The 24848-nt window shown below is 63.2% G+C and carries 17 protein-coding genes; 11 read left to right on the forward strand and 6 right to left on the reverse strand.

What is annotated here, in order from left to right; translation table 11 throughout:
* The first annotated feature begins 190 nt into the window (after positions 1-190).
* The 6 genes from AC19YR_RS01000 to AC19YR_RS01025 all read left to right on the forward strand — a co-directional run bounded on the left by AC19YR_RS01000 (position 191) and on the right by AC19YR_RS01025 (position 6084).
* Entirely contained in the window at positions 191-937 is a 747-nt protein-coding gene (locus AC19YR_RS01000; protein WP_095108002.1) for an amino acid ABC transporter permease, read from the forward strand.
* Positions 937-1608 carry an amino acid ABC transporter permease gene (locus AC19YR_RS01005; RefSeq protein ID WP_095108001.1) on the forward strand — a complete coding sequence of 224 codons (672 nt, stop codon included), beginning with the start codon at positions 937-939 and terminating at the stop codon, positions 1606-1608. Before AC19YR_RS01000 ends, AC19YR_RS01005 begins: the two co-directional genes overlap by 1 nt.
* Positions 1605-2339, forward strand: coding sequence for an amino acid ABC transporter ATP-binding protein (locus tag AC19YR_RS01010; protein ID WP_095108000.1), 735 nt, complete (start codon positions 1605-1607; stop codon positions 2337-2339). The genes AC19YR_RS01005 and AC19YR_RS01010 overlap by 4 nt, the downstream gene beginning before the upstream one ends.
* Before the next feature lie 150 nt (positions 2340-2489).
* Positions 2490-4391 carry a two-component sensor histidine kinase AauS gene (gene aauS, locus AC19YR_RS01015; protein WP_095107999.1) on the forward strand — a complete coding sequence of 634 codons (1902 nt, stop codon included), beginning with the start codon at positions 2490-2492 and terminating at the stop codon, positions 4389-4391.
* The gene (gene aauR, locus AC19YR_RS01020; protein ID WP_500596792.1) at positions 4388-5734 is read left to right on the forward strand and encodes a two-component response regulator AauR; all 1347 of its coding nucleotides are present in this window, start codon (positions 4388-4390) and stop codon (positions 5732-5734) included. The genes aauS and aauR overlap by 4 nt, the downstream gene beginning before the upstream one ends.
* A gap of 20 nt (positions 5735-5754) precedes the next feature.
* Positions 5755-6084: a GlpM family protein gene (locus AC19YR_RS01025; RefSeq protein ID WP_176465074.1), complete on the forward strand. Its 330-nt coding sequence runs from the start codon at positions 5755-5757 to the stop codon at positions 6082-6084.
* A gap of 69 nt (positions 6085-6153) precedes the next feature.
* Here AC19YR_RS01025 and AC19YR_RS01030 read toward each other — a convergent pair whose 3' ends face one another.
* Both AC19YR_RS01030 and metE read right to left on the reverse strand, forming a co-directional pair.
* On the reverse strand, positions 6154-7170 hold the full coding sequence (locus AC19YR_RS01030) for an alpha/beta fold hydrolase (RefSeq protein WP_095107997.1): 1017 nt from the start codon (positions 7168-7170) through the stop codon (positions 6154-6156).
* A gap of 194 nt (positions 7171-7364) precedes the next feature.
* Positions 7365-9677 carry a 5-methyltetrahydropteroyltriglutamate--homocysteine S-methyltransferase gene (metE, locus tag AC19YR_RS01035; RefSeq protein ID WP_500596794.1) on the reverse strand — a complete coding sequence of 771 codons (2313 nt, stop codon included), beginning with the start codon at positions 9675-9677 and terminating at the stop codon, positions 7365-7367.
* A gap of 108 nt (positions 9678-9785) precedes the next feature.
* Between metE and metR the strand changes: the two genes are divergently transcribed.
* A complete protein-coding gene (metR, locus tag AC19YR_RS01040) occupies positions 9786-10703 on the forward strand; it encodes a transcriptional regulator MetR (protein ID WP_095107995.1) in 918 nt (305 codons plus the stop codon).
* Between the two features lie 155 nt (positions 10704-10858).
* Here the strand turns inward: metR and AC19YR_RS01045 are convergent, their stop codons facing one another.
* Both AC19YR_RS01045 and AC19YR_RS01050 read right to left on the reverse strand, forming a co-directional pair.
* Positions 10859-11494, reverse strand: coding sequence for a LysE family translocator (locus AC19YR_RS01045; RefSeq protein ID WP_095107994.1), 636 nt, complete (start codon positions 11492-11494; stop codon positions 10859-10861).
* 24 nt (positions 11495-11518) lie between these two features.
* On the reverse strand, positions 11519-11932 hold the full coding sequence (locus AC19YR_RS01050; RefSeq protein WP_095107993.1) for an NUDIX hydrolase: 414 nt from the start codon (positions 11930-11932) through the stop codon (positions 11519-11521).
* Between the two features lie 225 nt (positions 11933-12157).
* On the opposite strand from AC19YR_RS01050, the gene AC19YR_RS01055 reads away from it, so the two are divergent.
* The 3 genes from AC19YR_RS01055 (at position 12158) to AC19YR_RS01065 (ending at position 16162) form a co-directional block, all read left to right on the forward strand.
* Complete coding sequence (locus AC19YR_RS01055) at positions 12158-13990, forward strand: putative bifunctional diguanylate cyclase/phosphodiesterase (RefSeq protein ID WP_500596795.1); 1833 nt, start codon at positions 12158-12160, stop codon at positions 13988-13990.
* Between the two features lie 194 nt (positions 13991-14184).
* The gene (locus tag AC19YR_RS01060) at positions 14185-15804 is read left to right on the forward strand and encodes an FMN-binding glutamate synthase family protein (RefSeq protein WP_095107991.1); all 1620 of its coding nucleotides are present in this window, start codon (positions 14185-14187) and stop codon (positions 15802-15804) included.
* Between the two features lie 61 nt (positions 15805-15865).
* Positions 15866-16162, forward strand: coding sequence for a cupin domain-containing protein (locus AC19YR_RS01065; RefSeq protein WP_500596797.1), 297 nt, complete (start codon positions 15866-15868; stop codon positions 16160-16162).
* Positions 16163-16170: 8 nt separating this feature from the next.
* On the opposite strand, the gene AC19YR_RS01070 is transcribed toward AC19YR_RS01065, so the two are convergent.
* Entirely contained in the window at positions 16171-17688 is a 1518-nt protein-coding gene (locus AC19YR_RS01070; protein ID WP_500596799.1) for a glucosyltransferase domain-containing protein, read from the reverse strand.
* Positions 17685-18059, reverse strand: a complete 375-nt coding sequence (locus AC19YR_RS01075) for a GtrA family protein (protein WP_500596800.1) — start codon at positions 18057-18059, stop codon at positions 17685-17687. Before AC19YR_RS01075 ends, AC19YR_RS01070 begins: the two co-directional genes overlap by 4 nt.
* Before the next feature lie 208 nt (positions 18060-18267).
* Between AC19YR_RS01075 and AC19YR_RS01080 the strand changes: the two genes are divergently transcribed.
* A complete protein-coding gene (locus tag AC19YR_RS01080) occupies positions 18268-24804 on the forward strand; it encodes an NEL-type E3 ubiquitin ligase domain-containing protein (RefSeq protein WP_500596802.1) in 6537 nt (2178 codons plus the stop codon).
* Positions 24805-24848: the final 44 nt, after the last annotated feature.

The raw sequence follows: 24848 nt of genomic DNA on the forward strand, positions 1-24848 counted from the left end.
CCTGACTAACCTTACATCCCGAGGGGGCTAACGCTCCCCCGGGTGTCCGCTACTACCTGCTGGTATTTTTTGGAACACTCGACCCGGTGGTTTTCGAGCCGATCGTGTGTGTCTGGCGCTTTGCGTCAGGCGGGAAAGGATTTTCCCCAAGCGGGTGCTTGTACATCGATCGAACTGAGGGGAGACCCTGATGAATTACAACTGGGATTGGGGCGTGTTCTTCAAGTCCACCGGCGTGGGCAGCGAGACGTATCTCGACTGGTTCATCTCCGGGCTGGGCTGGACCATCGCCATCGCCATCGTGGCCTGGATCGTTGCCCTGACATTGGGCTCTATCCTGGGCGTCATGCGCACCGTGCCGAACCGGCTGGTGTCGGGTATCGCCACCTGCTACGTGGAACTGTTTCGTAACGTGCCGCTGCTGGTGCAGCTGTTTATCTGGTACTTCCTGGTGCCCGACCTGCTGCCGCAAGACTTGCAGGACTGGTACAAGCAAGACCTCAACCCGACCACTTCGGCCTACCTGAGCGTGGTCGTGTGCTTGGGCCTGTTCACCGCCGCCCGGGTGTGCGAGCAAGTGCGCACCGGTATCCAGGCGTTGCCCCGAGGCCAGGAAGCGGCCGCCCGCGCCATGGGCTTCAAGCTGCCGCAGATCTACTGGAACGTGCTGCTGCCCCAGGCCTACCGGATCATCATTCCGCCGCTCACCTCGGAATTCCTCAACGTCTTCAAGAACTCCTCCGTGGCCTCGCTGATCGGCCTGATGGAGTTGCTGGCGCAAACCAAACAGACCGCCGAGTTCTCCGCCAACCTGTTTGAAGCCTTCACCCTGGCGACCCTGATCTACTTCACCCTGAACATGAGCCTCATGCTGTTGATGCGCCTGGTCGAGAAGAAAGTCGCGGTGCCCGGCCTGATCTCCGTGGGGGGTAAATAATGGACTTCGATTTCAGCGGCATCATCCCCGCCCTGCCCGGCCTGTGGAACGGCATGGTAATGACCCTGCAACTGATGGCCCTGGGCGTCGTCGGCGGGATCATCCTCGGCACGATCCTGGCGCTGATGCGCCTGTCGTCCAGCAAGCTGCTGTCACGCCTGGCCGGCGCCTATGTGAACTACTTCCGCTCGATCCCGCTGCTGCTGGTCATCACCTGGTTCTACCTGGCGGTGCCGTTCGTGTTGCGCTGGATCACCGGCGAAGACACGCCGATCGGTGCGTTCACCTCCTGCATCGTGGCGTTCATGATGTTCGAGGCCGCGTACTTCTGCGAAATCGTGCGGGCCGGCGTGCAGTCCATCCCCAAGGGCCAGATGGGCGCCGCCCAGGCACTGGGCATGAGCTACGGCCAAACCATGCGCCTGATTATCCTGCCCCAGGCGTTTCGCAAGATGACCCCGCTGCTGCTGCAACAGAGCATCATCCTGTTCCAGGACACCTCGCTGGTCTACACCGTGGGCCTGGTGGACTTCCTCAATGCTTCGCGGGCCAACGGCGATATCATCGGGCGCTCCAATGAGTTCCTGATCTTTGCCGGTGTCGTGTATTTCATCATCAGCTTTGCCGCCTCGCTGCTGGTCAAGCGTCTGCAAAAAAGGTTCGCCGTATGATCTCAATCAAGAACATCAACAAGTGGTATGGGGACTTCCAGGTGCTGACCGATTGCAGCACCGAGGTCAAGAAGGGTGAAGTGGTGGTGGTCTGCGGCCCGTCGGGCTCGGGCAAGTCCACCCTCATCAAGTGCGTGAACGCCCTGGAACCCTTCCAGAAAGGCGACATCACCGTGGACGGCACTTCCATCGCCGACCCCAAGACCAACCTGCCCAAACTGCGTTCGCGGGTGGGCATGGTGTTCCAGCACTTCGAGCTGTTCCCGCACCTGACCATCACCGAAAACCTGACCATCGCGCAGATCAAGGTACTGGGCCGCAGCAAGGAAGAAGCCACCAAGAAGGGCCTGCAACTGCTTGAGCGTGTCGGCCTCTCGGCCCACGCCCACAAGCACCCCGGCCAGCTCTCCGGCGGCCAGCAGCAACGGGTGGCGATTGCCCGCGCCCTGGCCATGGACCCGATCGTCATGCTGTTCGACGAACCGACCTCGGCCCTGGACCCGGAAATGGTCAACGAAGTGCTGGACGTGATGGTGCAACTGGCTCAGGAAGGCATGACCATGATGTGCGTGACCCACGAAATGGGCTTCGCGCGCAAAGTCGCCAACCGCGTGATCTTCATGGACCAGGGCCAGATCATCGAAGACTGCCCGAAAGAGGAGTTCTTCGGCGATATCAGCGCCCGCTCCGAACGTGCCCAGCACTTCCTTGAGAAAATCCTGCAGCACTAAGCAGCCCATGCTTGCTCGCTCCTTCTGTGGGAGCGAGCCCGCTCGCGATGACCATGGCAAGGAACAGGTTGGCTGTGCGTCCGTCATCGCGAGCAGGCTCGCTCCCACCGGGTACTCCAGCAAGCAGGTGGTTGCCACAAGGCATCTGTGATGAAATGCGACCCCACCCTTTATCGCGCCGCACCGCCATCACTTGCCGTGAAACCCCGCCTGATTCGTCACCTGTTCCTGCCGCCCCTGGTCATCCTGCTGATGATCGGCCTGGGTTTTGCGGGCTATCGGGTCAGCGAGCACTTTGCCGTGCGCGCCCTCGCCGAGAGCGGTGAGCGGCAACTGGAGCTCAACGCCCGCGCGGTGGAGAGTGAAATCAGCAAATACACCTACCTGCCCAGCCTGCTGGAGCTCGAATCCAGCGTCTCCACCCTGCTGGCCGACCCCAGCCCCGAACACCGCGAGACCGTCAACACCTACCTCGAAGGCCTGAACCGGCGCAGCCGCAGCCGCGCGATCTACATCATGGACACCACGGGCCGGGTGATGGCCACCAGCAACTGGCGCGACTTCGACAGTTACCTGGGTGAAGACCTGTCTTTTCGCGCCTACTTCCAGAACGCCGTGCGCGGCCAGCCCGGGCGTTTCTACGGCATCGGCAGCACCAGCGGCGAGCCCGGCTACTACCTGGCCCATGGCCTGGAAGAGCAAGGCAAGATCATCGGCGTGGCCGTGGTCAAGGTGCGCCTGGAAACCATGGAAGAACGCTGGCAGCGGGCGCGCCTGGAGGCCTTCGTCAGTGACGAGAACGGCATCATCATCCTCTCCAGCGACCCGGCGCGGCGGCTCAAGGCCGTGCGCCCACTGAGCGAAGACACCAAGGAACGCCTAGCCCGTAGCCTGCAGTACTACTGGTTTCCGCTCAACGAGCTGCAACCCTTGGCCCGCGAACGCCTGGCCGAAGGCGTGGAGAAGCTCACCTTCCCCGCCAACACCGAGCTGGAGGCCGAGGACACGCAAGTCAGCTACCTGTCCCAGACCCGGCCCCTGAGCGACACCCCGTGGAACTTCACCCTGCTCACGCCCCTGCAGGACCTGCAACGCCAAGCCGTCAACCAGGGCATCCTGGTGGCCGTGGCCTTCGCCCTGGTGGCGTTTTTCCTGATTGCCTGGAACGAGCGACGCAAGGTCATCGCCACGCGCCTGGCCGCCCGCGAGGCCTTGCAGGAAGCCAACAACCAGTTGGAACGGCGCATCGCCGAGCGCACCGACAACCTGCGCGCCAGCAACGAACGGCTCAAGGCGCAGATCCGCGAACGGCGCCTGGCCGAAGAAACCCTGCGCCGCGCCCAGGACGAACTGGTCCAGGCTGGCAAACTGGCGGCCATCGGCCAGATGTCCACCAGCATCGCCCACGAGCTCAACCAACCCCTGGCGGCGTTGCGCACCCTGTCGGGCAACACCGTGCGCTTCCTTGAACGCGGCGCCCTGGACACCGCCAGCGCCAACCTCAAGACCATCAACGAATTGATCGACCGCATGGGCCGCATCACCGCCAGCCTGCGCGCCTTCGCCCGGCGCGGCGACGACCAGGGCCAGGCGAGCCTGGGCAAAGCCGTGGACGCCGCCCTGCAACTGCTCGGCACCCGTATCGAAACCCTGCCGCTGCAGGTGCACCGCCACTTCGACGACGTGCAAGTGCGCATCGACCAGACGCGCCTGGAGCAGATCCTGGTCAACCTGATCGGCAACGCCCTCGACGCCATGCAGGCCCAGCCGCTGCCACAGCTGTGGCTCGAAGGCGAGGCCAGCCCCGGCAAGTACCGCTTGCGGGTACGCGACAACGGCCACGGCATCGACGCCGAGGCCCGCAAGCATTTGTTCGAACCCTTTTTCACCACCAAACCCGGCGAACAAGGCCTGGGCCTGGGCCTGACCCTCTCGGCCAGCCTGGCCGCAGCCACCGGCGGGCAGTTGGGGGTCGAACACCCGGCCAGCGGCGGTACGGCATTCGTGCTCAGCCTGCCTGCGATCGGCCCCACTCAGAACGAGCCGTCATGAACCAAGTGAACGCTGTGAACAACGACCTCATCGTGCTGATCGTCGAAGACGACCCCCATGTCCTGCTCGGCTGCCAGCAAGCCCTGAGCCTGGAAGACATCCCCTGCGAAGGCGTGGGCAGCGCCGAAGAAGCCCTGGCGCGCATCGGCGACAACTTCGCCGGCATCGTCATCAGCGACATCCGCCTGCCGGGCATCGATGGCCTGGAACTGCTGACCCGCCTCAAGGCCCGCGACAAGAGCCTGCCGGTGGTGCTGATTACCGGCCACGGGGATATCTCCATGGCCGTGGGCGCGATGCAAAAAGGCGCCTACGACTTCATGGAGAAACCCTTCTCCCCCGAACGTCTGGTGGACGTTGCCCGCCGCGCCCTCGAGCAGCGCAGCCTGGCCCGCGAGGTCTGGGCGCTGCGCCGGCAACTGGCCGAACGCGACTCCCTGGAAGGGCGGATCATCGGCCGCTCGCCGGCCATGCAGCACTTGCGCGAACTGATCGCCAACGTCGCCGATACCTCGGCCAACGTGCTGATCGAAGGCGAAACCGGCACCGGCAAAGAGCTGGTGGCGCGCTGCCTGCACGACTTCAGCCGCCGCCAATCCCAGCAGTTCGTCGCCCTCAACTGCGGGGGCCTGCCGGAAAACCTGTTCGAAAGCGAAATCTTCGGCCACGAGGCCAACGCCTTCACCGGCGCGGGCAAGCGGCGCATCGGCAAAATCGAACACGCCCACGGCGGCACGCTGTTCCTCGATGAAGTGGAAAGCATGCCCCTGCCCCTGCAAATCAAGCTGCTGCGGGTGTTGCAGGAACGCACCCTGGAACGCCTGGGCTCGAACCTGAGCGTAGCGGTCGATTGCCGGGTGATCGCCGCCACCAAGTCCGACCTCGATGAACTGGGCCGCGCCGGGCAGTTTCGCAGCGACCTGTACTACCGCCTCAACGTGGTGACCCTGGAACTGCCGCCCCTGCGCGAGCGGCGCGAAGACATCCTGCAACTGTTCGAGCACTTCTTGCAGCAGTCGTCCCTGCGCTTTGACCGCACCGCGCCGGAGCTGGACAACCAGACCCTGTCGAGCCTGATGAGCCACGATTGGCCGGGCAACGTGCGCGAATTGCGCAACGTCGCCGAACGCTTCGCCCTGGGCCTGCCGGCTTTCAAAAAATCCGGCACCCCCAGCGACAGCCAGGGCATGGGGTTTTCCGAAGCGGTGGAAGCGTTCGAGCGCACCTTGCTCAACGACGCCCTGCAACGCAGCGGCGGCAACCTCACCCAGGCCAGCCTGGAACTGGGCATGGCCAAGACCACGCTCTTTGACAAGGTCAAGAAGTACGGCCTCAACCACTAAGCGAGAACCCTGTGGATTTATTGCTCAAGGCAGCCCTGGGCGCGGCGGTGGTGGTGATCCTCGCCGCCCTGGCCAAGACCAAGAACTACTACATCGCCGGCCTGGTGCCGCTGTTTCCCACCTTCGCCCTGATCGCCCACTATATCGTCGGCAAGGGCCGCTCCCTGGACGACCTGAAGACCACCATCGTGTTCGGCATGTGGTCGATCATCCCGTACTTCATCTACCTGGCGACCTTGTACCTGATGGTCGATCGCCTGCGCCTGGAAGCCTCCCTGGCCGTCGCCGCCGTTGCCTGGCTGATGGCCGCCACCGTGCTGGTCAGCGTCTGGGTGCGCCTGCACGCCTGACCCCCCGTAGCCAGCGGGCTCGCCCGCGCCGGGGTGCGCAGCAGCCCTAAACCCGGGCCAGCCCGGTTGCTACAACAACAGCGGCGGTGGGGTTTCGAGGCCGGCCCAGTGGCCGGTGTCCTGGCGATGGCGTTTCAGGTAGGGCAGCACCGCCGCCAGTAGCGGCGCCTTGAAGGCCTCCTGGAAACGGTGGGCCAACCCCGGGATCAGCGCCAACTGGCTGCCGCGTATGTGCGCGGCCAGGTGTACGCCGTGCATCACCGGCAGCAACGGGTCGGCGGTGCCGTGGACCACCAGGGTCGGCACCCGCAGTTGGTTGAGCAGCGCCACCCGGCTCGGTTCGGCGAGGATGGCCATGATCTGGCGCTCCACGCCCTGGGGGTTGAACGCCCGGTCGTAGGATTGCGCCGCTTGTTGCAGCAACTCGGCGCGCTCGTCCGCCACTTGCGGGCTGCCCAGGGCGGCGAGCAAGTCGGCCTGTTGCTCCAGCGCCACCGCGCGGTTCGGCGCACTGCGCCGCGACAGCAATTGCACCAGCGCCGCCGTGGGCGCCGGCAGGCCTTCGGCGCCGGAGCTGGACATGATGAGCGTCAAGCTCTCGACCCGTTGCGGCGCCAGTGCGGCCATGTGTTGGGCCACCATGCCGCCCATGCTCACCCCCAGCACGTGAAACTGGCGCACCTGCAACGCGTCCATCAGCCCCAGGCCATCGGCTGCCATATCGCTCAGCGAATAAGGCGCCGCCACCGGCAGGCCGAGTTTGTAGCGCAAGGCCTCGAAGGTCAGGTTGGCGCTGGCCGGCGCCTGGCGCCAAGTGCTCAGGCCGACATCGCGGTTGTCATAGCGGATCACCCGAAAGCCCTGGCGGCACAGTGCAACTACCACCTCGTCGGGCCAGTGGATCAACTGCCCGCCCAGGCCCATCACCAGCAGCAGGGCCGGGTCCGAGTCACGTCCGATACTTTGGTAGGCCAGGCTGACCTGGGGCAGATCGACCCGTTGGGTCGCCACCGCGACATCGCAACGCGAGGCCGCAAAAGAAGGCAGGCCGAACAACAGTGCGGCCAGCAAAAACAATACACGCATGAAAAACACCGAAACGCAGAACCCCAGTAGAACGCGAGTCTGATGATGTTTTTGCCAGCGCGCTGCCACAGTTGCGTGACAGTTTGATGAAGATTGCTTCAGTGGTCGTACGCCACCGCGAGCGGGCTCGCGCCCACAAGCCTTCGGTGGGAGCGAGCCCGCTGGCGATGACGCCCGTCGCAACAATGAACCCCTTAAGCCAACTGGTTACGCAACTGCCGCGCCGCCGCCACCATGTTCACCAGAGCCGCTTCGGTTTCGAGCCAGGCGCGGGTTTTCAGGCCGCAGTCGGGGTTCACCCACAGGCGCTCGGCGGGGATGCGTTTGACTGCCTTGGCCATCAATTTGACCATCTCGGCGGTGTCTGGCACCCGTGGCGAGTGGATATCGTAGACGCCCGGGCCGATGTCGTTGGGGTACTCGAACTGCTCGAAGGCCTCCAGCAGCTCCATGTCCGAACGGGAGGTTTCGATGGTAATCACGTCGGCGTCCATGGCGGCGATGGCTTCGATCACGTCGTTGAACTCGCTGTAGCACATGTGGGTGTGGATCTGGGTTTCATCGGCCACCCCCGAGGCGCTGAGGCGGAACGCTTGCACCGCCCAGTCCAGGTACTCCTGCCATTGCGCCCGGCGCAGCGGCAAGCCTTCGCGGAACGCGGCTTCGTCGATCTGCACGATCTTGATCCCGGCCTTCTCCAGGTCCGTCACTTCGTCGCGCAGGGCCAGGGCCAGTTGCTGCGCCTGCACCTGGCGCGACACGTCTTCGCGGGGGAACGACCACATCAGCATGGTCACGGGGCCAGTGAGCATGCCCTTCATCACCTTGTCGGTGAGGCTCTGGGCGTAGGTGATCCAGTCCACGGTCATGGCTTTGGGCCGGCTCAGGTCGCCGTAGATCACCGCCGGTTTGACGCAGCGCGAACCGTAGCTCTGCACCCAGCCGAAGCGAGTGAACAGGTAGCCGTCCAGTTGCTCGGCGAAGTATTCGACCATGTCGTTGCGCTCGGCCTCGCCGTGCACCAGCACGTCCAGGCCCAGGCGTTCCTGCACTTGCACGGCGTGGCGGATTTCGCTGTGCATGGCGTCGGTGTAGTCGTTGGCCGACAACTTGCCTTGCTTATAGGCCTGGCGCGCCAGGCGAATCCCTGCGGTCTGTGGGAAAGAGCCAATGGTGGTGGTCGGGAACACCGGCAATTGCAAACGGGCGCGCTGCAAGGCGATGCGCTGGGCGAACGGCGCGTGGCGCTGGCTATCGGCAGGCTTGATCGCAGCGATCCGCGCCTGCACCTGGGCCTTATGGATGCGCGGCGACTGCGCACGGCTGGCGGCCACGGCGCGGCTGTCAGCCAGGGCGGCTTGCACCTTAGGCGCCTGCGGGTCGTTGAGGGCGTCGCGCAGCACCGAGATTTCCCCGCACTTTTGCACGGCGAAGGCCAGCCAGCTCTTGAGTTCCGGGTCGAGCTTGTCTTCGCGCTCCACGTCCACCGGGCTGTGCAGCAGCGAGCAGGACCCAGCGACCCAGAGGTTGTCGCCAAAGCGCTCCTGGGCGAATTGAAGTTGTGCCAGCGCCGCTTCCAACTCGCAGCGCCACACGTTGCGCCCGTTGACCAGGCCCACCGACAGCACCTTGTAGGTGGGCAAGCGGTCGAGTACGGCGGTCAGTTGTTCCGGGGCGCGCACGGTGTCGATGTGCAAGCCGTCCACCGGCAGGCCTACGGCCAGCCCGAGGTTGTCTTGCAGGCCGCTGAAGTAGGTGGCCACGAGTTTTTTCAGGGGCGAGTACTGAAGGATGTGGTAGGCGCGCTCGAAGGCGCTTTTCCAGGCCTGGGGCAGGTCCAGGGTGAGGAGGGGTTCGTCGATCTGCACCCATTCCACGCCTTGGGCGGCGAGGCGGCCGAGGATTTCGTTATAGACCGGCAGCAGGCGCTCCAGCAGTTCCAACTTGTCGAACTCGTTGCCCTTGGCCTTGCCCAGCCACAGGTAGGTCAGCGGGCCGATAATCACCGGTTTGACCTTGTGGCCCAGGGCGTGGGCTTCGGCCACTTCGTCAAACAGCTGTTCCCAGCTCAGTTGGAAGGTCTGCTCGGCGCTGAACTCCGGGACCAGGTAGTGGTAGTTGGTGTCGAACCACTTGGTCAGTTCCTGGGCGTACTGGGCCTGGCCGTGCTCACCGCCGCAGCAGGTGGCGGTGGCACCACGGGCCATGGCGAACAGGGTGTCCAGGGTCGGTAGGCCGCGTTCATTCAGGGCACTGGCGAAACGCTCGGGGATCACCCCCAAAGCCAGGGAATGGCCCAGCACCTGGTCGTACCAGGCAAAGTCGCCCACCGGCAGCAGGTCGATGCCGGCGTCTTTTTGCAGTTGCCAGTGCTTGGCCCGCAGGTCACGGCCCACGGCTTGCAATGCGGCCTGGGTCAGGTCGCCCTTCCAGTAGGCCTCCAGAGCCTTTTTCAATTCGCGGTCGGCGCCGATACGTGGAAAACCGAGGTTGTGGGCTAGTGCCATGACGATGTCGCTCCCTATAAAAGATGGCGCCATTGTCGACACCCAACCCAACATGAGACAAACTCAATGTATTCGTGTTGAACACAAGTTTTACTCATGGAGACTGCGGTGCTCGAAATCCGTCACTTGAAAACCCTGCATGCCCTGCGCGAAGCCGACAGCCTGGTGGAAGCCGCCGAACGCCTGCATTTGACCCAATCGGCGTTGTCCCACCAGTTCAAGGAACTGGAAGAGCGCCTGGGCATGGCGCTGTTCGTGCGCAAGACCAAACCGGTGCGTTTCACCAGCGCCGGGTTGCGCCTGTTGCAACTGGCCGATGCCACCCTGCCGCTGCTGCGCGGCGCCGAGCGCGACATCGCACGCCTGGCCGGGGGCACCGCCGGGCGCCTGCACATGGCCATCGAGTGCCACAGTTGCTTCCAGTGGCTGATGCCCACCATCGACCAGTTCCGCGACGCCTGGCCGGAAGTGGAACTGGACCTGGCCTCGGGTTTCTCCTTCGCCCCGCTGCCGGCCCTGGCCCGTGGCGACCTCGACCTGGTGGTGACCTCCGACCCGGTAGAGCTGGCGGGCATCACCTATGTGCCGCTGTTCACCTACGAAGCCATGCTCGCGGTGGCCAACCAGCATGCGCTGGCGAACAAGGCCTACATCGTGCCCGAAGACCTTCTGCGCGAAACCCTGATTACCTACCCGGTGGAACGCGATCGCCTGGACATCTTCACCCGTTTCCTGGAGCCGGCCGACATCGAACCGGCGCAGGTGCGCACCTCGGAACTGACGGTGATGATGATGCAACTGGTGGCCAGCGGGCGGGGGGTGTGCGGCATGCCCCACTGGGCGCTGCATGAATACAGCTCGCGCGGCTACGTGAAGGCCAAGCGCCTGGGGGAAAAAGGCCTGTTCGCCACGCTCTACGCCGGCATCCGCGCCGACATGCTCGACGCGCCGTACATGCGCGATTTTTTGCTCACCGCCAAAGACACCTCGTTCTCCACCCTCGATGGGGTGAGCGCGGTGCGCTGAGCCACCGGCCCCGAGAGCTCATGTGGGAGCAGGCTTTTTGTGGGAGCGGGCTCTGCCCGCGATGAGGCCCGCTCAGCCTCTGTTCCTCTAGGGGCTGGCATGCCGCCATCGCGGGCAAAGCCCGCTTCCACAGAAAGTGGGGTAATAGACGGGGGTCAAGCCCGCCGCTGTTCCAGCATCAAACGCACCGCCAAGGCTGCCAGCACAAAACCCATGACGTAGCGCTGCACCGCCAGCCACAGCGGGTTGTGCACGAACCACGCGCTGATCCCGGCGGCGAACACCGCGATCAGCAAGTTGACGAAGAAGCTCACGCTGATTTGGGTCATGCCCAGGATCAGGCTCTGGGTGAACACCGAACCGTGCTCGGGGTTGATGAACTGCGGGAAGATCGACAGGTAGAACATGGCGATCTTGGGGTTCAGGGCGCTGGTGAGAAAGCCCATCAGGATCAACTTCCTCGATGAATCGGCCGGCAATTGCTGGGCCTCGAAGGGCGAACGCGCCCCCGGTTTCAGGGCCTGCCAGGCCAGCCACAGCAAGTACAACGCGCCCGCCCACTTGAGCACTTCATAGGCCATCGGCACCGCCATGAACACTGCGGTCAAACCCGCCGCCGCCGCGAACAGGTGCACGAAAAACCCGGCCACCACGCCCAGCAGCGAGGTGATGCCGGCCTTGCGGCCCTGGCAGATCGAACGGGAAATCAGATAAATCATGTTGGGCCCCGGCGTCAGCACCATCAACAGCGCGGCGGCGGCGAATACAAGCAGGTCGGGAATAGGAATCATGGAGCAGTCCTTGTACGAAAAAGGTCAGGCAGTGGTGAGCAAGGTGTCGCGGTAAAACGGCAGGATCAGGTCGCGGGTCAGGGGGGCGAGCGTCAGGTTGCCCTCGGTGAGTGGGTCGATCCACTGCACTTCTTCAATCTCCGCCGCCGGCTGCACCGGGGCGTCGATGTGCAGTTGGAACAGTTCAGCCTGCACCTCAAAACCCGGCTCATTGGCCGCCGGGGCCGAGAATACGCCCAAATACCGGGCCTGGGCCGGGTCGATCCGCAGGCCCAGTTCCTCCAACAGCTCGCGGGCCAGGGCCTGCAACGGCTGCTCGCCAGGGTCGATCTTGCCCCCCGGCTGCATAAAGGCCTGGGTGCCGCGCTTGCGCACCAGCAGGGTGTGACCATTGGGCCCTAGCAACAGGGCGGCGGCGATACGGATGATGGCAGGCATGGCGACTCTTGGGCTTGGGCGGAAAAGCCGCAAATATCCCACGGCCTCGCAGGATTTGCAGCTACCCAGTGGCAAATTGAACGCACCTGCCAGCGAAGGCCCACGACCCCGGCTATGCTCTTGCTGCCCCGCGCATAAACGCCATGCCCGGCCCATTGCAGTTATCAGGAGGGGAGGCCCTATGAGTCCGAGGCGCATCAGGTTTGCAGTACTCAGGCCCTCACGATGAAAACAGCCCCCGCGCTGACCAACCGGCGCATCCTGATAATCGACGACACGCCTTCGATACATCAGGACTATCGCGACATCCTCGCCCCGCCCGCCCCCGCCCCAGGCACGCTGGGACCGCGCCCCTATTTCGAGCTCGATTCGGCCTACCAGGGCGAAGAAGCCCTGGAACTGGTGACCCGCGCCGTGGCCGAGGGCCGGCCTTATGCCATGGTGTTCACCGACATGCAGATGCCGCCGGGTTGGGATGGCCTGGAGACCATCGAACGGCTGTGGCAGGTTGACCCGCACCTGCAAATCGCCCTGTGCACGGCCTATTCGGACTACACCTGGGAAGCCATGGCCCAGCGCCTGGAGTTCGGCGACCAGTTGCTGGTGCTGAAAAAGCCTTTCGATAGCCTGGAAATCCGCCAGATGGCAAACGCCCTGACGTGGAAATGGCAAATGGCCCAGGACGCGGCGAGCAAAATGCTCAGCCTGGAGCGCACCATCGAGGAGCGGGTGCATGAGCTGCTCAAGGTCTCCCACCTACTGCAATACGACGTGCTCACCGAGTTGCCCAACAGTACGCTGCTGGGCGATCGCCTGACCCAATCCCTGGCCCTGTCGCGGCGCCACGATAAACAACTGGCGGTGATGTTCCTTGGCCTGGACCGTTTCAAACGCATCAACAACGCCTTGGGCCACCCCATCGGCGACGAAATGCTCAAGCGCGTGGGCAAGCAACTGGTGGCCACGGTGCGGGCCTCCGACTCGGTGTTCCGCTACGGCTCTGACGAATTCGTGGTGATCCTCGCCGACATCCACCATCCCCAGCAGACCAAGCGCATCGCGCAAAAACTCCTGGCCGCCGTCAGTGCGCCGCAGCACATCGCCGCCCACGACCTGAGCGTGACCGCGAGCCTGGGCATCAGCATTTATCCCGATGACGGCTTCGATGCCCTGGCGCTGATAAAGAAAGCCGAAACCGCCATGCGCAACGTCAAGGAGTCCACGCCCAACGATTTCGGCTTTTTCATCGAAGCCATGAACCAGCAGGCCCGCGAGCAGCAAGGCATCGAAAGCGGTATTCGCCTGGCCCTGGCCCGGGGCGAATTCGTGCTGCATTACCAGCCCAAGCTGAACCTGCAATCGGGGCGGATTGTCGGCGCCGAGGCGTTGATCCGCTGGTTCAAACCCGACCACGGCTGGGTCTACCCCTCGGACTTCATCAGCGTCGCCGAAGACAGCGGCTTGATCGTACCCCTGAGTAAATGGGTGCTCCGCGAGGCCTGCCGCCAGGCCTGCGCCTGGCAGGCCCAGGGCCTGGCGCCCATCAGCCTGTCGGTGAACGTCTCGGCCATCGACTTTCGCCAGCGCAATTTCGTCGCCAGCATCGAGCAGATCCTCGCTGAAACGGGCCTGGACCCGACCCTGCTGGAGCTGGAAATCACCGAAGGCGTGCTGATGCAGAACGTCGACACTACCGTCGCCACCCTGCGCGCCATCAAGGACCTGGGGGTACGCCTGGCCATCGACGACTTTGGCACCGGCTATTCGAGCCTGAGCTACTTGCGCCGGTTTCCCATCGACGTGCTGAAAATCGACCAATCCTTCGTGCGCGACCTGAGCACCGACAGCAACGACGCCGCGCTGGTCGGCGCCATCATCAGCCTGGGCCGCAGCCTGAACCTGAACATCATCGCCGAGGGCGTGGAAACCCTGGCCCAACTGGCCTTCCTCAAAGCCCAGCAGTGCGAGGAGGTGCAAGGCTACCTGTTCAGCAAAGCGGTCGACCCGCAGACCTTCGCCCTGCTGCTCAAGCATGGCCTGCAAATGCCCGAGGCTTGATGCGCGCCCCCTGTGGGAGCGGGCCCTGCCCGCGATAGCGCCTGCCATGCCATTAGCTGTTTAAGGGCAGCAATGCCGCCATCGCGGGCAAGCTCGCGCCTACACAGGTAAGCTGTGGCGTTGCCGTGGCCTGCGTGGCAGGCCAACACAAGTCGACGTTGATCGACCGAAGCGTCCGAACCCAAGGAAACCGTATGAGCCTGTCCCTCCTGAGCCGCTACGCCTTCTTTGCTGCGTGCGTGCTGTTTACACTCGCCAGCCTGCCCTTTTTGCATCACGACTGGCTGTGGCCCTTCGCCCTGGTCACCGGGCTGTTGAGCCTGTTGGGGTTGTTCGACTTGCTGCAAAGCCCCCACGCGGTGCGGCGCAATTACCCGATTCTGGGCAACATCCGCTATCTGGTCGAAGGCATTCGCCCGGAGATCCGCCAGTACCTGCTCGAATCCGACAGCGATGCCCTGCCCTTCTCCCGCGCGCAGCGCTCCCTGGTGTATTCGCGGGCCAAGAATGAAAGCGCCGACAAGCCGTTCGGCACCCTGATCGACGTCTACCAGTCAGGCTTCGAGTTCATCGGCCACTCCATGCGCCCGGCACCGTTGAGCGACCCGGCCGGGTTTCGCGTGATCGTCGGCGGCCCGCAGTGCACCCAGCCGTACTCGGCGTCGGTGTTCAACATCTCGGCCATGAGTTTCGGCTCCCTGAGCGCCAACGCCATCCGCGCCCTCAACCAGGGCGCCAAGCTCGGCAATTTCGCCCACGACACCGGCGAAGGCAGCATCAGCGCCTATCATCGCGAACATGGCGGCGACCTGACCTGGGAACTGGGCAGCGGCTACTTCGGCTGCCGCACCAGCGATGGCCGTTTCGACCCCGAGCGCTTCGCCGCCCAGGCGCAGACACCGCAAGTGCGCATGATCGAAATCAAGATGAGCCAGGGCGCCAAACCCGGCCACGGCGGCATCCTGCCCAAACACAAAGTCACCCGGGAAATTGCCGAAACCCGCGGTGTACCCATGGGCGAGGACTGCATCTCGCCCTCGCGCCACAGCGCGTTTTCCACCCCCATCGAGCTGATGCACTTCGTCGCCCAGTTGCGCGAACTGTCGGGCGGCAAGCCGGTGGGCTTCAAGTTCTGCCTGGGCCACCCGTGGGAGTTCATGGGCATCGCCAAGGCCATGCTGGAAACCGGGATCCTGCCAGACTTCATCGTGATCGACGGCAAGGAGGGCGGCACCGGCGCCGCGCCAGTGGAGTTCACCGACCACATCGGCGTGCCGCTGCGCGAAGGCCTGCTGTTCGTGCACAACACCCTGGTGGGCCTGAACCTGCGCGACAAGATCAAGCTGGGCGCCAGCGGCAAGATCGTCAGTGCCTTCGACATCGCCAGCGTGCTGGCCATCGGCGCCGACTGGGCCAACTCGGCGCGCGGCTTTATGTTCGCCATCGGCTGCATCCAGTCGCAAAGCTGCCACACCAACAAGTGCCCCACGGGCGTGGCCACCCAAGACAGCCTGCGCCAGCGCGCCCTGGTGGTGCCGGACAAGGCCCAGCGCGTGTTCAACTTCCACCGCAACACCCTCAAGGCCCTGGCCGAGATGCTCGCCGCCGCCGGCCTGGACCACCCCGCGCAACTGTCGGCCAAGCACCTGGTGCGGCGCATGTCGGCCACCGAAATCAAACTGTTCTCGCAGTTGCACGTGTTCCTCAAACCGGGCGAATTGCTCACCGGCGAAGTCAACGGCGAGTTCTACTCGCGTATGTGGCAAATGGCCCGGGCGGACAGTTTCGAGCCCCACGAAGAAGCGCTAGCCTGACCTCCCCTAAAAAACCCCGCCCAACCGGACCACCGAAGGCACGTTGCACAAGGAGTACACCATGCCTTTACTGGATTTCGACGCACTGGCCCGGCACCTGCCGGGCCCCTGGGCCTCCACCGTACTGGGCCAGGTCGGCCCCGCGCGCATCAAGGTGCTGCGCATGGACGCACAGGCCTACCCACGGGAAACCCACGACTACGACGAAGGGCTGCTGGTCATCAGCGGCTGCCTGCGCCTGGACATTGGCGGCGCGGTGGTGGAAGTCGGCCCGGGCAACCTGTACCTGGTGCCGGCGGGGCAGGCCCATGGCGTGCTGGCGGGCAGCCATGGGACGTTGGTGATTGTGGATGTTTAGGGCACGACTTACTGCCCCAACTTCATGTTGTAGTGCTCGCTGTGCAAGAGGGGCTTCATATAGATGTAACCTTCGGCGCCCACCACGTAGATGTCGTAGAACCTGTGACTCACCACTGGTTTTAGCGAATGCTCCGGCACTTTCTCGCGAAAGTTCTTTTCACTGATCGTTAACACATTAGTTGCCCCCAAACGCGGCATCATTTCCGGCAAAACGATAAAGTTCACATTCAATACATACTTCAAGGCCGGTATCACTTGGGTCGAGCCCTGTGCACCGGCCAGCCAGCCCCGGGTGGAGATATTGACCATATAGAACATCTGAACCTGTTGTAACTTGGTATCGGATAAAAGTCTTTCAGCCAGCCCCTGGGAGACACTGTCGGTGAAAATTTTCTGCACATTCAAGACCCGACCATAGGCGTATGAAAACGACAACATCGCGACGACCGGCACTACTAACAAAAAGCCCAGCGGCGCATAGATGCGAACCAAGGCCTGCCAAGCCAGGTAAAAAATACCCACAAGCAGCGCACCCAACCCCAACATTAGCCTGGCTCCGTCATTAAACTCTTCAAACACCATTGCCAGGCCTGAAACGGAAACAAGCAACACCACCACCGCCACACCACTGGCCGCCATTAACAATAATTTATGAGCACCTGAATTGGCCGAGCGCACAATTCGCACGCCCATTAACCCGCCCCCCACCGCCACCAATAACAATAGCGCCCAACATAACCAGGTGTTCCCGGCGTTATAAAGCATGCCGACCCTGTAGGCGGTCAGCGACAGGTTTTCGCCCATGCGCACAAACCAGTTTGAATCCAGCGCCAGTAGCGCAGTTCTGTCCGCGTTCGTCAGTTGATGCGCGGTCAGGTAGTAAATAAGTACCCCTGCCCCCAGTTGGGCCAACCTGCGGCCCATCAACAACCACACCCGGCTCATGCGCAGGTGTTCGTTGATACAGCGAATCAACTCCACACAACATAACCCTACAAACACATTGATATTCATCTGGTAAAAACTTAGTGCCACTGCCAACAGCCCACTGGGAAAAATGATTCGCCCTAGCAACGTTCGCCCCGAAATCACCATCGCATAGATAACCGCCGCCACGCCCAGCGCCATCGCGGGGCCGTCATATTGATAAGACAGGTTTTGCAAAAAGAACGGGCTGTACCAAAGCGGTATAACGATAAAACAGTGGGCAAGCGTGACGGCTGGAAAATAATGAAAGACCAAACGCCGAAGGGCAAACGCCATGACCAAGGTAGAAGCCAATAAAGGCAAGGGAAATATATTCGGCGCCCCCTCTGTAAACGACAGGCCCTGATAAAGCCATTGGGTGAGAATACGGCCCTGTTCTTTCCAGGCCAACCCAGCCAGCTGAGCTCGCCAACTGTCATCGATATAAAAATAATCCGCGAGTAACAACGGATAAATAAAGGCATAACACGCGACTGTAAAAAATATCAGCACCTCCCGCCCGCTCAGTTCCCGCTCAAGGTAAAAATATCTATTCATCGATCACCCTCGCGAAACACCACCAAACGGGAAAACAAAAAACCACATACCAAACTCACGCCACTGAAGATCACCAGCGTCAGCAACCCATGCAGTTCGAAGTAATCTCCCGCCGCACCTACTATTAGGCTCAACAGCCCCATAAAACTGATAAACAATAAGTACCGTCCCACCGAAGTCTGGCTTTCAAACGTATAAAGCGCGTTCACATAAAACGAGAACGACGCGGCAAAACAAAAGGCCGTGAAGTTACTCACCCGTTGGCTCAGGCCAATGCCTGAATGCAGGACGTAGAAGATCTGCCAGTGAATCAGGGTATTGGCCACGCCGATAAAGGCGTAGGCGACGAATCCTTTCCATGTGCTTTTCATCGCGGCTCCGGTCATGGGTGCCTGCGGGCGACAAGCCCAACCTAGAGGCAAGAACTCTGCGCCGTCTACTGTCAGAACTTACAGGGTGGCGGTGTTTTCCGACCGACGGCGCCAAGCGCTGCGGGACGTGCTGCCCTTACATAGTTAACACCTGGCCCTGGGCTGTTTTTGTTGTCATCGACCGTTCAATCAAACAGGGAGATGGCACATGCCAACCGTTGAACCCCTTAATGGCCTTTCGGGCAATCTGCACAACAACAGTACCTGGGCCCAGCAGCAAACCCTTGCCTTCATCCAGAAGGCCGTCGATGCGTCGATGGCCAGCCTGACGCCCGACCAGCGCACCCAATACATACGCCTACAGCGCGAGGCGACGGACGCGCTCCAGATGGTGGATCAGGAAAACCAGGCGCTGATCCAACAGTTCAAGCGCACAGGCCTGGCGCAACTGCGGGCGCGCCTGGGTGACAAGGATCCCGAGGCGTTTTTTATCCACACCGACTACCTGGAGAAAATCGACCACGGCATGCCCTGGAACCCACCCCGCCCGACACAGGCGTTGCGTGTGCCGCGCAGCGCGTTGCCGAGCGACCGCCCCTCACGGGCGCTGGACGAAACCAGCTACAAGCGCCACACCCGCTCGATGACCCTCTGGGAAGCGGCGTGCCTGAACTTCGGCGTTACTCGCAACATCTTGCAGGACTCAGGCTACAGCCTGGTGGAGGCCAGCTATATCAGCGGCCCGGAGGCCGACACCGACCCGGTCTCGGTCGAGGCTTTCATCGATATTGCCCGCGACCTGGACCTGGGCCTGCAACTCAAAAGAACCCTAGGCGCTGCCATGGGCCAGGGCGGTCGCATGCGCGCGCTGTTGCGTACCGCCACCCAGGCCTGCTTGCAATTCGACTTGCTGGAGTCGTACCGCAACCGAGCCCACACCGGTATCAGCCAGCCGCTTTACGAAGTGGCGCAAAGGATGGTCGACAACCCCACCCCCCACCACGGTATCGACACCATCAGCCTGGGCACCGACCTGTTCGAGTTCCCGTTCGCCGGCACCGAGAGCATGCCCATCCCCCTGGCGATCCTCACGCTCGACGACAATGCCGGCGTGCTGTCCTACTTCCCTGCGCGGCCCAGCGGCCCTTGGCAACACCACGAAAACGCCGCACAAGCGGCTGCCGACTTCATGAACCAACTGCGCGACGGGCACGACAAGCGCAACCTGGGTTGGCTGTCGCGGCAACTGGCCTTGCGCGACCTGGCCCGTTTCAACAAACTGCTGGCCCCCTCAGCGCGCCCGGAAGGCATGAACTGGCTGGCCGAGTTGCTGTATGACGGGTTTCACCTGCTGGTGGAAAAGCGCAACCTGGAGCATCTGCGCTTTAAGACCGATGCCACCCCCGAACGCCCGCGTACCCTGCTCGACACCCTGACCAACCACAGCCTCCAGCGCTACCACACCAACCTGAGCAGCATGGCCAGCGTGCGCTCGGAGGTGGACTGGCAGGCCGTCAAGGACGCGGTCGCCGCCATCGCCAGTGAAGTCATGGGAGTGCTGCTGACTCCCGTCCCTGGCGGCCTCACCGGGGTGCAGCGCGCCCTGCAATACATCGTCATGGGCAGCCTGAGCTACAGCACACTGGTCGGGGTCAGCGAGCTGGCCAAGGGCGAGCCCGACACCCTGGCCAGCACCCTGAGCGACTTGATAGACATGGCCATCAGTGCCCGCTTGATGTCTGTGGCCGGGCGCGCCCAGCAGTTGCGCATCAACCAGCACCTCATGCGCCTGGGCAACCCACAGGCCGTCAGCCTGCCCAATGGCGAGGCCATGCTGTGGAAACCAGACCTGACACCCTATGCGATCCCCGCCCAGGGTTTGCTCGATGGCCAACAGACCAATGCCCAGGGCATCTACCTGCTGCACGGCAAGACGTTCGCCAAATTGCACAACGGTGAGCGCGCGCTCGTGGCGCAGATCAGCTATGACGAGCCAAATAAACGCTACACCCTGGTGCCGCGAGACGGCTCGTCTTATCAGCCGACGGTAACGTTCGACCCCTCCACCCAGCGCTGGAAGCTCAACCCCCATGACACCCACGCCCTGGACGACGTCGCCCTGCTGCAACGCCTGCTGCCCGATGGCGACCAGGCCATCCCCCTCGGCGAACTGGCCCAAACCCTCAAGAGCACCGCCACGCCCCGGGCGACCCTCGACGCGGTGTGGCAGGGCGAGGAAGCGCCGCTGAACCTGACCGAAGGGGTGCGCCGCGTACAGGCAGATCGGTTGATCCAGCGCATCATCAGCGACCTGCCCCAGCGCGGGCACATGCCCGCCTACAGCGACAGTACCGTGCTGGCGCTGCTCACCCGGCTACCGGACTGGCCCGGCAATACGCGGATCGATATCTATGACCCCCAGGGCACGTTGATCGAAGCCTATGGCGAAGCCGACGCCCACCAGCGCATCGAATTACGCCGCCGCGACGATGAGACCTACGTCGCCCGCCACGACCCCAGCGAAAAAACCGCCACCCGCGAACAGCTCTTTGAACTGATTGTGCGCCAGCAACCGGCCGACTCGGCCCTGGGCATGGCGGGCCTGCTGGCGCGCCCACTCAGCGCGCGCATCGTCGACATCCGCCAGCAGATCGCAGCCCTGGCCGAATCGGAGCAGAACCTGTTGTTCGAGGCCCTGACCCTCTTCGCCGGCCAGGAGAAAAAACATTTACCCGAGGCCGAGGGTGCGCGCCGCTTCCTGCCCCTCCAGGCGCCACGCCCCCTGGTCGAGGTGACACCGCTGCTGAGCAAGCTGCGCGCCCTCAACCCACCGTTGACCGTCGCTAACCTGGAAGTGCTGCTGCGCCAGGCGCCGTTAAATCCGCGCCAGCAAGAGGAGTTCCTCAGGGGTGGGACACTGCCTTCCTCGTTCAAGGAACTGATCGACCACCATCGCACCGTTCTGCAAATCGACAGCGCCATTGATGCGCTCTACCACCCGCGCCAATACAACGCCAGCCAGCACCAATGGGCCTACGAATTCGCTTCGGCACTGATCCTGCGCCAGTTCAAACGTCCATTGCTGCTGACCCAGGTGCCGGACCGCAGCGCCTTCCAACCCACGGCGAAGGACACAACGGTCATTGAGCTTTGCCACTATGGCGCAGGCCACTATGAAGCCTATGACAGCGTCCTGGGGCGCACGCTGCCCACGGCCGCCGGCCCCGACAGTTTCTACCTGGCCCTCGGCTCGGCCCTGCACCCGCGCGAACTCGCCGAGCTAGGCATGAGCGGTGCGAACGACAGCCAGACCCTGCGCAATGTGCTGGGCGACCTGATGAGCAAGCAACGCGGTGCGCGCGGCTTCATCAACTTGCTCGGCCGCTCGCTGGCGCAGTACGAGCGAGGGGTAATTTTGCCCAGCGACCTGCGGCCCACCTCGCGGGGAATTTTCGAGCATCAGGGTCACCAGTACCTGCCACTGCTGGGTTCGCTCTACGAGATCACCTTCGATGCGGCACAGCGCAAATGGCGCCTCAAGCACCCCTCCCAGGCGGGCATCGAGACGCCGACTTTGGAACACAACAACGAGGGCGCCTGGCGGCTCTCCAGTGAAGACCCGATGACCTGGAGCGACACCCAGTTGTTCCATCGCCTGAGCGCGCAACACAACAGCTTTACCGACCAGACCGCCAGCGACATCCTGGCCGTCACCCAGACCCCGGCGCGCCTGTTGCGCCAGGTACACGCCACCCAAGTCCCGGCGCCACCGTTATTGGCCGACACCAGCAAGCGCTTTCGCCTGGAGCAGGAAACGGCGAACTTCATCGACGCCATGCACAACGCGTTCTCCCTCACCAACGCCAACCCGCAGATGGTGCTGCTGTTGCTGCCCAACCTGCCGAACTGGCCCGCTACCCACGTCCTGCAACTGGTCGACCAGGATGGCGCGGTGCTACAGCAGTACCCCAACGCCGACCCCGCACGCACGCACAAACTCACCGTGCCCGAACACCAACTCAGCACCCCAGCGCTGCTCAGGGCGACCATCAGCAGCAGAGAAATGACCCAGGCCCTGCTCGGTGAGCTGCCCGCGTCCATTGAAGAACGCATGCTCAAAGTGGCCGGTAAAGTAGCGGCCGCCGCCCTCAGGGAAAAAAGCCAACTCATCGACACCCTGTACGAACGCAGCGAAAAAAACGCCACCGAGCTTGAGTTGAAAATCAAGGTCCGGCACCCCCAACTGCCCAACACCCTGGTCAAAGCCGTGCTGGCCCACGCCACGGGCAGGGAACTCAAGCAATTGCAAGACAGCAACCAAGTGGGCCTGCGTTTGAGCGAGCAAATCCACCGCTGCGGCCATGACGTGCGCCTTAACCGCGCCTACGAAGGCCTGTTCCGCGAAGCGTTGAGCAATGCCGACAGCGAGAAAATCACCCTGCATCTGCTCAACGCATTGCCCAACTGGCCCACAAGCCTGCGCCTGCAAGTGCGCCGTGCCAGCCTGGATGGCGAAATACTGCATACCGCCGGCAACCCGGCCGCGCCCACGGCCAGGGTGCTGGTGCGCCGCCCCGAGGGCTACCAGGTCGTGGATGCTCTGGGCGCGGCCCTGACTCCGGCGCCCGCTACCGGCAACAACCTGCTGGCTTCGATCCTGGCCACCCTGTCGGCCAGCGACCGCACGGCTCTGGGCCTGCCCGCGCAACAGGCCGAAGAGGCCCTGCGCCAGAAAATCATCGACCTGGCCCTGAACCGACGCGTGGAGATCAAGTCCCTGCTGGACTTACCCCACCTGCAACCCTGGATGCGCCCGGCCATGCCGATCGAGAGCACCTTCACTGTTTACCCGTTCTGGGAACGCCTGTGGCCGCGCCGGGGCCAGCGCGCGCCCGACCCGGTGCGTGAAGTGCAGCGCCTCTTCCCCCGCTACACCTCGCAGCAGGCCCGCGCCTTTGTCGAGGCCCAAGGCCTGGAGCCCCCGGCGCTGTTGCTGGAGCTGGAACGCCGCAGTACCGAGTACCACCAGATGAACGTGATTACCAACCAGTGGATCGATAGCCCTGCGGCCAATAACCTGGAGCGCGCGGACCGCTACGACAGGGTCCAGCACGGTAGGCGCCAAGTCCTGGAGCAACTGCAGCGGGCCTGGCGCCGAGAAAGCGAAGAGCTGTACTACGCCGGCGAGTTCGACACACCGATGCTCAGGCTTGAATGCCGCTACAACGACCTACCGCCGTCGACCTTCATCGAGGGCACGCGCGGCTTCGAGCACATCCAGCACCTGCACATCACCGGAGGTCGCCCGCTCGCCAATCTGGGCGATTTTTTAAGCAAATTCACCAGCCTGCACTCCCTGACCCTGGAGTGCGCCCTCACCGAACTGCCCACTAGCATCACACAAATGACCGGGCTCACCGACCTGTACCTGAACCACAACCAGATCCGCCTCGATGAGAACGCCGTGCAACGCCTGAGCACCATGACCGCGTTGCGCACCCTGGTGTTGGGCTACAACCCCCTGGGCATGACGCCTGACGTGAGCGCCATGACCCGCTTGCAAACCCTTGATCTGCGTTCGACCGGCATCCGCACCTGGCCCGAGGGCAGCTGGCTACACGCGAGCCTGTTGACCCAGTACCTGCAAGACAACCAGCTCACCGAAGTACCCGACGCCGTGCTGAACCAAGCCACCCCCCTGAGCGTCAACACCCTGATGCACGGCAACCCTTTCAGCGAACAGACCCTGGTGCGCCTTGGCCAATACATCGAGCGTACTCACGCGCCCCTGAACAACGACTTGGCGCCTGTCGCCCACTCGCCTGAAGCCATCGACGCGTTGTCGCTGTGGCTGGAAAAAGTGCCCCCCGGGGAACACACGCAACGGTCCGAGCTATGGCAGCTGTTGCAGGTGGAGGTCGAAGGCCAGCCCCTGGCCGCGGATACCTTCCGCGTCCTGCGCGACCTGACCGCCAGCGCCCCCTTCATCGGCGGCGACGCCACCCGCCAAGCCATCACCGCACGGGTCTGGGCCTTGCTCACCGCCATGGGCGAGTCCACCGAACTGCGCAACAACGTGTTCAATTCGGTGTATGCCGGGGGCACCTGCGGCGATGGGGCGATTCTGACCTTCATCAATATGGAAATCGAAGCACGTAAATTCGCTGCCAAGAACCAGTCCGCCAGCGCTGAGGCCGACAAGCAAGTGCTGGAGCTGTGCCGCTCGCTGTTTTATCTCGACCAGGTCGACAGCATCGCCCGCACCTACATCGACCGACGCCTGATGACCGGCGTCGACCCCGACACGGTAGATGCCGCCGAAATCATTCTTTACCTGCGCACGGAGCTGGCAGCGGAGTTCAACCTACCGCCCCACCCCAGGGACATGATGCTCTACGGCACCGACATCACCGACGTCGAGCTGGCGCAGGCGCGCGCACGCCTGCGCACCCTGCAAAACACCCCGGCCGCGGACGAGTCGATCCTGCTCAGCGAACTGTGGCGCGAGTACCTGTTCCTCAGTGCCAACGAGCCGTTCTCCCACATCGCCGCCACCTACCGGCAAAGGACCCAGATCCTGGACAAGGAAGTCACGGACAAACGTTCGGAAGGCTACCTGGAACGGCGCCAATCACTGATCGATGAGGAAAATATGGAGAAGGAACGCCAGGTCCGGCTTTACACCGAAGCCGCGCTGCTGAGGCAACAACGTGTGGAGGGAGGGTCAGGTAGCCAGGCCAACTGACTACCACCCCCACGCGCACCCAGGCTGGCGCGCGTGGGGGGGTT

The organism is Pseudomonas sp. MF08817 (genome assembly GCF_059862705.1).